Below are 9,698 nucleotides of genomic sequence, written 5' to 3'. Positions count from 1 at the left end.
GCTTTTATAATTGGATAGTTATAAATTATAGAACAAATCATAGAAAAAACGCTGATGCCATATAGTATCAGTGCTGCACTCTTGAAGTCTAAATAAAAATAGGGTCGCTTTATTTTTGGAAACTTAATTTTTTCTCCTGTAGCTAATCCTAACAGGAGTAATAAGTATGAAATAGAAACAAGTTTGGTAATTTCAAAGTAGTGACTTTCGTCTGTGTATTTAGTTAAAACTACATTTAAAAAATTACCCAATGATAGCCAAAATATAAATACAATTGACACGAAAAAAAGAGGTGAGGTTAATCGATTATTTCGAAATAATATAATATAAAATTTATAGAAATTAAATCCTAAGAAAAAGTATATAAACGTATGAATGCTTTCTTTAAAAATTAACACTGCGATTAACTCTAAAACAGAAATAAAAATCAATCTATTTAGAACATTCTCTAAATAAGATCCCAATTTGATGTCTATAATTGATTTCATTAAATAAATTCAATAGGTATGGCGAATCATTATATTAAAACTTTACAATCTCATTGTTTAATTGAGAAGAACTTACAATGTTTGGATCATAAATACCGTCAACTTCTATCAGTTCAATAACACTTCCATCTGCAGTATCTATAAATTTACTAAAGTTGAAAAAGCTAACGAAGTTAGATGAATCGACAATAAATTCTTTTTTACCGTTGTGTATTTTAATATTCTTTAAAGCCATTGTTTTCTGACTCTTGTTATTACTAAATAAGAATTTGATTCCCTGTGGATATACATCTTCAGGAATTTCAAAACTTATGGTTTGAAAATCTTCATTACCTTTTATAGATTTCTGAATTGCGTTTTTAACCTCATATTTATAAGCTTCAAAATCCTCAGTATAGAACAACCAAATATTATCATTTAACGCATACTGAACTGTTAAATCGATTGTTAAGGTTTTGCTTTTAAATTCTACCTTCTCAACCTTTGTATTAGATATATCTATTTCTTTTTTCTCGTTTTTGCAACTTGCAAAAACAAATACTAATGCTGTTGCTAATAAAACTCTTTTCATGTTTGTTTTCTTTTTAATAACCTCCTGTATAATTTAATATTAAAGGCTAATTAGTAGTTAAATTTGAAAGGGCTTTTGATAAACTATCTTTCCAATTCGGAATTTCTATATCTAATGCTTTACTGATTTTAGAGGCATCTAAAACACTATAATTTGGTCGCTCCGCAGGCGTTGGGTATTGCTCGGTTTTAATGTTGTTAAGTTTAATGATAATATGGCTTTGGCTAAAGATTTCACTGGCAAAATCGAACCAACTAATAACCCCTAGATTACTATAATGATAAAGTCCATAATCTGTATTATTCTTTTCAATAATCTTTAAAATAACTGCTGCTAAATCTTTAGCGTATGTAGGACTGCCTATTTGATCCCCTACAACTCCTAACTCATTATGGTCTTTAGATAATCTAAGCATTGTCTTTAAAAAATTTTCCCCATGCTCAGAGTACAACCAAGATGTCCTTATAATAAAATACTGATCTAATATTTCTTTAATTCGTTGTTCTCCATTTAATTTGCTGGCTCCATATACACCTATAGGGTTTGTTTTATCTTCCTCTTTGTATGGTGCTTTAGAATCCCCATTAAATACAAAATCTGTTGAAATGTGAATTAATGTGGTATTGAAAGCAGAACAAATTTTAGCTAAATTTTCTGATCCCTGAGTATTGATTTTATGTGCATTATCCGCATCAGATTCTGCTTTATCCACAGCTGTATATGCCGCGCAATTTATGAGATATTTAAAGTTATATTTTAAAAAACAAGACTTTATTAAATCTTCGTTCAAGATATTGAGTTCAGAAGCGTCTTTATAGATAAAATTATAACCCTCTAATTTTGAATCTATATCTCTTATACATTTTGCAAGTTGTCCATTACCACCTGTAACTAATACATTCATATTCTTGCGGTTTCGAACGTTGGTAAATACATGTCTTTTTCAGATATAATAATCTCATTTTTAGGCAGTTGCCAATCAATATTTAAAACTGAGTCGTTATAGATAATACCCGCTTCAGCTTCTTTATTATAAAAATTATCACATTTATATGAAAAAATAACGGTATCACTTAATACTGCAAACCCATGGGCAAATCCCCTTGGTACAAATAATTGTTTTTTATTATCAGAAGATAATTCTACTGTTATATGTTGTCCAAATGTGTTTGACCCCTTTCTTAAATCAACTACAACATCTAATACCTTACCCAGAATAACACGCACAAGCTTTGCCTGAGAATATTCTCTAAGTTGATAATGAAGCCCTCTAAGTACTCCTCTAGAGGAAAAGGATTCATTATCTTGAACAAAATCTATAGTTGAACCTAGGGTTTTTTCTAAGTTGTTTTTATTGAAGCTTTCAAAAAAATATCCTCTTTCATCTTTAAAAACTCTAGGCTCAAGAATAAAACAACCGTTTAGTTTTGTCTCTGTTACATTCATATTCTTTGATTCAATAGTCCTAATAAATTCTTTCCGTAGCCACTTTTCATTAATGGTTTTGCTAATATTTTAAATTCTTCCTCTTCAATATATCCCATTTCAAAAGCCGCTCCTTCTATAGATCCTATTTTTAAACCTTGCCGTTCTTCAATAACTTCAACAAATTGTGAGGCCTGCATTAAGGATTGAAATGTGCCTGTATCTAGCCAAGCTGTTCCTCGATCTAATATACTAACGCTCAATTTATTTTGTTTAAGATACTCTTTGTTTATATCAGTAATTTCTAATTCACCTCTATGACTTGGCGTAATACTTTTTGCTATATCAACTACGCTATTATCGTAGAAATAAATTCCAGGAACAGCATAGTTAGATTTTGGCTCTAATGGTTTTTCTTCTATCGAGATTACTTTTCCTAACTTATTAAACTCAACTACTCCATAACGCTCTGGATCATGGACTCTATATGCGTAGATAATTCCTCCATTAGGATTATTGTTGGCTTGTAATAATTTCGATAAACCTGTACCATAAAATATATTATCACCTAAAATTAAAGCCACTTTATCTTTACCAATAAAATCAGAGCCAATAATAAATGCTTCTGCTAATCCCTTAGGTTCTAGTTGAACAGCAAACTCAAATCTACATCCATATTTTATCCCATCTCCTAATAAATCTTTAAACAAGGGTAAATCTTTTGGTGTAGATATTATTAAAATTTCTCTAATCCCGGAGTATATAAGCGTTGACAATGGGTAGTATATCATTGGCTTATCATAAATTGGCATTAGCTGTTTGCTTACTGCGAGTGTTAGGGGGTGTAATCTAGTTCCCGAACCTCCTGCGAGTATAATTCCTTTCATTTTCTATATTGTTTTTCGTAATAACTTTGGTACAGTCCGCTAGTAACATTTTGTAACCATTTATTATTATCTAAATACCAATCTATTGTTATTTTTAATCCTTCTTCGAAAGTCACTGAAGGCTCCCAGCCTAATTCTCTTTTAATTTTAGACGCATCAATGGCATATCTTAAATCGTGACCCGGTCGATCCTTTACAAAAGTGATTAAGGCTTCCGATTTTTTAGGTGTTCTTTTTAATTTAACATCCATGTGACCACAAAGCAATTTAACTAAATCTAAATTTTTCCACTCATTAAACCCTCCTATATTATAAGTCTCATTGTTTAGTCCATTGTGAAATATAGTGTCAATTGCTGTTGCGTGATCTTTTACATATAACCAGTCTCGAGTATAGTTTCCGTCACCATATACTGGTAATGGTTTATTATTAATAATATTATTAATAAATAATGGAATCAGTTTTTCTGGAAATTGGTTTTGTCCATAATTATTTGAACAATTTGAAATAATATAAGGCAGGTTATAGGTTTCCCCATAAGCCCTCACAAAATGATCCGAACTGGCTTTTGATGATGAATATGGTGAGTTAGGGTTATAAGGTGTTTCTTCGGTAAATAAACCAGTTTCACTAAGAGTACCATAAACCTCATCTGTGCTTATGTGGTAAAATAATTTATTTTCAAAATTTGAACTCCAGTAATCTTTAAAAGCATTCAATAAAATCATAGTACCAATGACATTTGTTTTCACAAAAGCCAAAGGATCCGTTATTGATCTGTCTACATGAGACTCTGCTGCTAAATGTATTACACTATCAAATTTATATTTAGAAAATATCTTATATATAAATACTTCATCAGTAATATCTCCCTTTATAAATGTATAATTTTTTACGTTCTCTATATCGGTAAGGTTTTCTAAATTACCTGCATAGGTGAGAGCATCTAAATTATAGATATCATAGTTTGGGTATTTGTTTAAAAATAACCTAACTACATGAGAACCAATAAAGCCAGCACCTCCGGTTATTAGAATTTTTTTTTTCACATTCTCTATTTTAATTTATTTAACTTTCCGTGCTCTTCGATAAATCCCCCTATGTTAAACTCTTTAAAGAGGAAAATTAAAGTAAAAATAAAGAACGTTATTAAAGTGGCATAATTTCTGTACTTTTTATAGGTGTTTTTTACTCTTATTGGTTGATTAAACCCTTTCTGAACCCTGACAATTTCTTTGATACCAACTCTAGCTGATTTTAATTTATTAATCTCTAGTTCAATTTCTCTTTGGTTTTTTAATAAGTCAAATTCTCTGGTGTTAACCTTTTCTTTTGAATTATTTAAGTTTAAATTCACTGTGGCTTTATCTGATTCAGAAACCTCAGACATATAATATGTCTTTAGAAGATTAACATACTCCTTTTGAAGTTCCTCTGATTTTCTTAAAGAATTTTTTAAAACTTTTATTCTATCGTCTATTTCATTAAGTTTTTTTAATCTCTCCTCATTATAATATGTGTTATTTTCAAAAGTTTTAATTATTGCGTTAGACAAGTCTTCATTAAATACATCTTTATAGCTCGATTTAACAGCTATCTGTTGTGAAGGGAAATTCTCTAAGTCTTTGTACTCAATGTGTTTTTCTAAACTAATAAGGATTGTATCATTCTCCTCTAACATACTATAATATTCTAATTCTAGTTGATTCTGGTTCATAAAATTCCCTACTTCAAACCCTTTTATTTTTGCCGCTGTTTGCATGGAGATATCCAACTCTCTACTTAATGCTATACTATCGTTTGAAGACGCTAATAGGTTTAATTTCGTTATAGTAGAATATAACAATCTTCCTGTTTGATAGTTTTGACTTATAAGTATATCTGATTTGTATTCTTTAACTGCAAGTCTCCCCATTATTATAAAAAATGCAAATACTGCAATAGATGGAATAACTATTTTAAAAAAATGCTTCTTAACTATATTTATTAATACCAGTATTGAAATCCCTACTTTTTCTAATATCAATAAAAGTATTTTGAATATAGATTTTATGAAGTCTCCTATTTTCTCAAACAATCTACCAATGGCATTAAATAATTGTCCTAAATCAATTTCTTCATTTGGATTTTGCTGTGGTAATTTCTCACTCATATATTAAGAATTAAATATTTGTTCTAGTATTTTTTTTGTTATAACGTATGTTGGTTTAACACCAGAGGTTCCTAATCCACCAGATGCTAATGTACTTCCTGTTTCTAAAGGGTTATCACTTGCATAGTATGCATATCTTACTTTTACATCTTCATTGATACTTCCTCTTACTTTAGAGGCTGCTTGTATGGCTTTTTGATAGTGTGCACCTTCCATTTCTAAACCTATAACATTCCAGGTTGACTTCTTAAAGAACTTTAAAATCTCTTTATTTTGAAGTGAAGTACCCAAAACGGTTACCATGGTACCTTCAAAAACATCGACTCCGCAATCTAATAAATCGTTTTTACTTAGTTCATTCTTAAATGGATAATTATCCGCCGTACCCTCAAAAATATGAGCTGAAGGAATCATAACGTCTCCTTTCCCTCCTTCTAAAATACCTGCCTTACCCATTATTGAAATAGATTTTACATCTAAAAGCACATGCTTATCATCTACCTTAATTGGCTTTAAAAACTCATCTAAAGTTTCATAAGCTTGTTCACCAAATGCGTAATCCATGACAAATATAACCGCTTTATTATTCTTGTATTCTTCTAAATACTTGAATTCTGATTTAGAAAAGTCTATCTTATCTGTGTCAAAAATTTGAACATCGATATTGGTACCCGAAGTGTCTTTTATATAGAGCATTCCGTTTTGCAACGCAAATTTTTCCACTTTATTGCGTAAGATGCCGTTTTTAGAATCACTAAGTGCTTCATAAGTTTCGAAAATATCTTTCTTAGCATCTACTCCTTTAAGTGTTCCTTTTGCAAATAGAGAATTCATTACACTGTGCATGTTAGCACTAATGATATGAATTGGTCTTTCTAACAGTCCATTTTTATCTAGTACTGATTTAATTGTGTCTGCCCAAACTTCTCCATGTATATGGTGACCTAAACGCTCTCTTAAAACGGGGCTAAAAGTTACCGTCCGTTTATTGTTGTTAACAGTTTCCTCTATTGCTAATTTACCCAGCCAATAAACAATCTGTAACAAGCGTTCTGGTTGATTCTCTGTCGCAAATTTTGGATAAGCCTCAGTTAGCTCATTAAATGTTCTACCAAGGATATTTGCAGTATGCGTAATAGCGATTTCCCGCTCTTTTTGCGTCAATTTTTTGGCTGAAGTAACCGCTTTCTCTAGCTTTTGCCAATCTCTTACTGTTGCTCCTTCTTCGTCAATAATAACACGCTTACTTATTTTGTGAGATTCAACAAATAGAAACGTAAGATGTGTCAATATATCGTATATCTCAGAGCGACCTCTTGTGATTTCAATATTCATCTGCTCATCATCAATTCGATAGCAGTTACGCCTTCTTTTTGGTGGAATGATTGGCTTAAAGTGCGAATTGGCATAACCTTCATCACTAGTGAGATTTATAAAAGTACATTCCTCTATACCTTGTGGTAATCTATCTACAACATAAAGCAAGCCTTCTAGCTCTGCTTTTTCTTCACCAATAGATCCATAAATTTCTGGTCTTAATAGAAGTAAGGCCTCACGTAAAGTTTCTCCTGAAACTCCCATGGGTTTGTAAAACCCACGATTAAAGAGGTGACGCATTGTAATATACATGCGTTCTATTGCGCTTGAGCTTTCTTGAGCTCTTGTTCTTTCGTGTTTTTTATTAGTTGTACTCATAGGTTATTTTAACCTGCAAATATAGCGTTATTTCGTTAAATTGAGTTGATACAGTTGGTTAGCAATTTTTCTATCATTAGATAATCTAGGGATTTTATTTTGCCCACCTAATTTTCCAATGGATTTCATATAGGTTTGAAAACCGTCTTTTTTGATTTTTGTGACCTTCAAGGATCTTAATACTTTGCCTTCAATTAAATCTAAATAATAGCTGTTTTGTTGTTGTAATGATTGCTCGAGAACTTCTATGAAGTCTTGCGCATTTTTGGGTTCGTTCTCAAACTCAATAAACCATTCATGATATGGTAAACCTTCATTAGGGCTTATTTGTGGTGCAACTGTAAATTCATTCACGGAAATAGATGTGTTTTCTGTAGCATCTCTCAATGCTTGCTCTACTTCCTTACCTATAATATGTTCTCCAAATGCTGAAATAAAATGTTTTAGTCTACCACTAACTATGAGTCTATAGGGCTTTAATGATGTAAACTCTACGGTATCTCCAATATTGTATGCCCAAAGACCTGCTGTTGTAGAAATAACCATCACATAGTTGACACCTAGCTTTACATCTGCAATAGTAATACGTCTTGGGTTACTTTCGAAAAAATGCTCTGCTTCTACAAATTCATAAAAAATACCAGAATTTAATTGAAGCAACATGCCTTTTTCACCTTGCTTATCTTGAAATGCGAAAAAGCCCTCACTAGCAGGATATAGTTCTATACTATCTACTTTTCTACCTATTAGATTTTCGAATTTAGCACGATAAGGCTCGTAGTTTACACCACCAAAAATGAAGAGGTTGAAATTCTTAAAAATATCACCAACCTTCTTATCTGTTTTTTGCATCAGCTTTTCGAAATACATCTGAACCCAAGATGGAATTCCAGAAATAATCGTCATATCCTCATTTATAGTTTCTTCTACAATAGCTTCAACTTTAGTTTCCCAATCGTCAATACAATTGGTTTCTAAACTTGGCATTCTATTTTTTTGAAGGTATTTTGGTACATAATGCGCTACAATACCTGATAATCGTCCTAACTTAATGCCATTTTTCTCTTCTAAAATTGGGCTTCCTTGAAGAAAAATCATTTTACCATCTACAAATTTCGAATTTCCTGTTTCATGAATATACAGCAAAATTGCATTTCTAGCCGCTTCTGCATGAGTTGGCATACTTTCTTTTGTAATCGGAATATATTTTGCTCCAGAAGTAGTGCCCGAGGTTTTAGCAAAGTAAATCGGTTTTCCTCTCCATAGGATATCTTTTTCTCCCGCAACAACACGTTCTACATAAGGTTTCAATTCTTCATAATCTCGAATAGGAACATTCTCCTTAAAATCTTCGTAAGATTGAATTTCTCTAAAACCATGATCTTTACCAAAAACTGTGTTTGAAGCTTCAGCAAGAAGGTGTTTAAATACATTTTGCTGCGTTTCAATAGGCTTGGAAGACCATTTTTTAATTCGCTTAGCAATATATTTTGCAAAAGGTTTAGAAAGTGCGGCTTTAATTGATGGCATTACTGAAAATCAATAAAATTAGTTGGGTTTACGGGATATCCCTTGCTCCAAAGTTCAAAATGTAAATGTGGGCCAGTGGTTAATTCCCCTGAATTACCAGACATAGCTATCACTTCACCAGCCTTCACTAAATCTCCTTGAGATTTTGTTATGGCTGAATTATGCTTGTAAACAGAAATCAATTCTTGGTTGTGCTCAATGATTACTACATAACCTGTTTCTACGGTCCATTCCGCAAATATCACCGTTCCATCTGCAGTTGCCTTTACAGGTGTGTTTGTAGTAACAACAACATCTACTGCAAAGTGCTTTTCTTCTATATTATATCCATCTGAAATCGTTCCATTAACTGGTGGAAATAACACATAATTAGACTTATCTCCAGAGAATTCAAAAAGATTATACTTATCCTCTTTTTCTACTTTTTCTCTAAGCAAGGAATCTTCTTTATTGGTAGTAACTTGGAAAATATCAATGTCATTCTGTGCGGCGGCTATTATAGAATCCCTGTTAAAATCTACTGTAGAAACATCTCCTGTTAATACTTTTCTTATTGAGGCATAATAACGTTTGTTCAATTCTAATTCTTTAACCAACGAGTCTGTCTTGTAATTCAATAATGAGGCCTCCTTCTTTAATTTTGCTGAAGAATAACCTGGTATATATTCTCTTAATGGAGTGTATGCAATTAGCAAAATAGTTAAGACTACAAGGCAGATTGCGGAAATTGATGTCAGTATAAAGACATTAAGACGCGTCAATTTTATTGCAAAACGCTCTTCGAAAGTATCTTCATTTAAAATAACTAAACGGTACTTATGAAGTAGCTTTTTAGCAAATTTCTTTTTCTTTTTTTTCTCTTTTGCCATCAAAACAAAATTAGTTAAAATAGTGAAATAGCATAATGATAAAGTCCTAAAGTTGACTTTACAACGCCATTATTAAACTAT

Annotated in this window: 9 protein-coding genes; all 9 read right to left on the bottom strand. The window is 31.6% G+C overall.

The annotated features are described in order from the left end of the window. Window positions 1-522 precede the first annotated feature (522 nt). The 9 genes from AAC053_RS05180 to AAC053_RS05140 are packed head-to-tail and all read right to left on the bottom strand — an operon-like array spanning window position 523 to window position 9,617. Entirely contained in the window at window positions 523-1,059 is a 537-nt protein-coding gene (locus AAC053_RS05180) for a hypothetical protein (RefSeq protein WP_339753670.1), read from the bottom strand. Window positions 1,060-1,105: 46 nt separating this feature from the next. Beyond that, window positions 1,106-1,963, bottom strand: coding sequence for a dTDP-4-dehydrorhamnose reductase (gene rfbD, locus AAC053_RS05175; RefSeq protein WP_339753667.1), 858 nt, complete (start codon window positions 1,961-1,963; stop codon window positions 1,106-1,108). Continuing rightward, complete coding sequence (rfbC, locus tag AAC053_RS05170; RefSeq protein WP_339753664.1) at window positions 1,960-2,505, bottom strand: dTDP-4-dehydrorhamnose 3,5-epimerase; 546 nt, start codon at window positions 2,503-2,505, stop codon at window positions 1,960-1,962. Before rfbC ends, rfbD begins: the two co-directional genes overlap by 4 nt. Next, entirely contained in the window at window positions 2,502-3,371 is an 870-nt protein-coding gene (rfbA, locus tag AAC053_RS05165; protein ID WP_339753662.1) for a glucose-1-phosphate thymidylyltransferase RfbA, read from the bottom strand. Before rfbA ends, rfbC begins: the two co-directional genes overlap by 4 nt. Further along, the gene (gene rfbB, locus AAC053_RS05160) at window positions 3,368-4,420 is read right to left on the bottom strand and encodes a dTDP-glucose 4,6-dehydratase (RefSeq protein WP_339753660.1); all 1,053 of its coding nucleotides are present in this window, start codon (window positions 4,418-4,420) and stop codon (window positions 3,368-3,370) included. Before rfbB ends, rfbA begins: the two co-directional genes overlap by 4 nt. Before the next feature lie 5 nt (window positions 4,421-4,425). Further along, window positions 4,426-5,523: a hypothetical protein gene (locus tag AAC053_RS05155; protein WP_339753657.1), complete on the bottom strand. Its 1,098-nt coding sequence runs from the start codon at window positions 5,521-5,523 to the stop codon at window positions 4,426-4,428. Between the two features lie 3 nt (window positions 5,524-5,526). Beyond that, a complete protein-coding gene (locus tag AAC053_RS05150) occupies window positions 5,527-7,218 on the bottom strand; it encodes a hypothetical protein (RefSeq protein WP_339753654.1) in 1,692 nt (563 codons plus the stop codon). A gap of 27 nt (window positions 7,219-7,245) precedes the next feature. Then, window positions 7,246-8,748 (bottom strand): GH3 auxin-responsive promoter family protein, encoded by a 1,503-nt coding sequence (locus AAC053_RS05145; protein WP_339753651.1) that lies wholly within the window; start codon window positions 8,746-8,748, stop codon window positions 7,246-7,248. Further along, the gene (locus AAC053_RS05140; RefSeq protein WP_339753648.1) at window positions 8,748-9,617 is read right to left on the bottom strand and encodes a M23 family metallopeptidase; all 870 of its coding nucleotides are present in this window, start codon (window positions 9,615-9,617) and stop codon (window positions 8,748-8,750) included. Before AAC053_RS05140 ends, AAC053_RS05145 begins: the two co-directional genes overlap by 1 nt. Window positions 9,618-9,698: the final 81 nt, after the last annotated feature.

This window comes from uncultured Winogradskyella sp. (assembly GCF_963975125.1).
GTDB lineage: Bacteria > Bacteroidota > Bacteroidia > Flavobacteriales > Flavobacteriaceae > Winogradskyella.
This window is presented reverse-complemented; position numbering and strand designations above follow the sequence as displayed.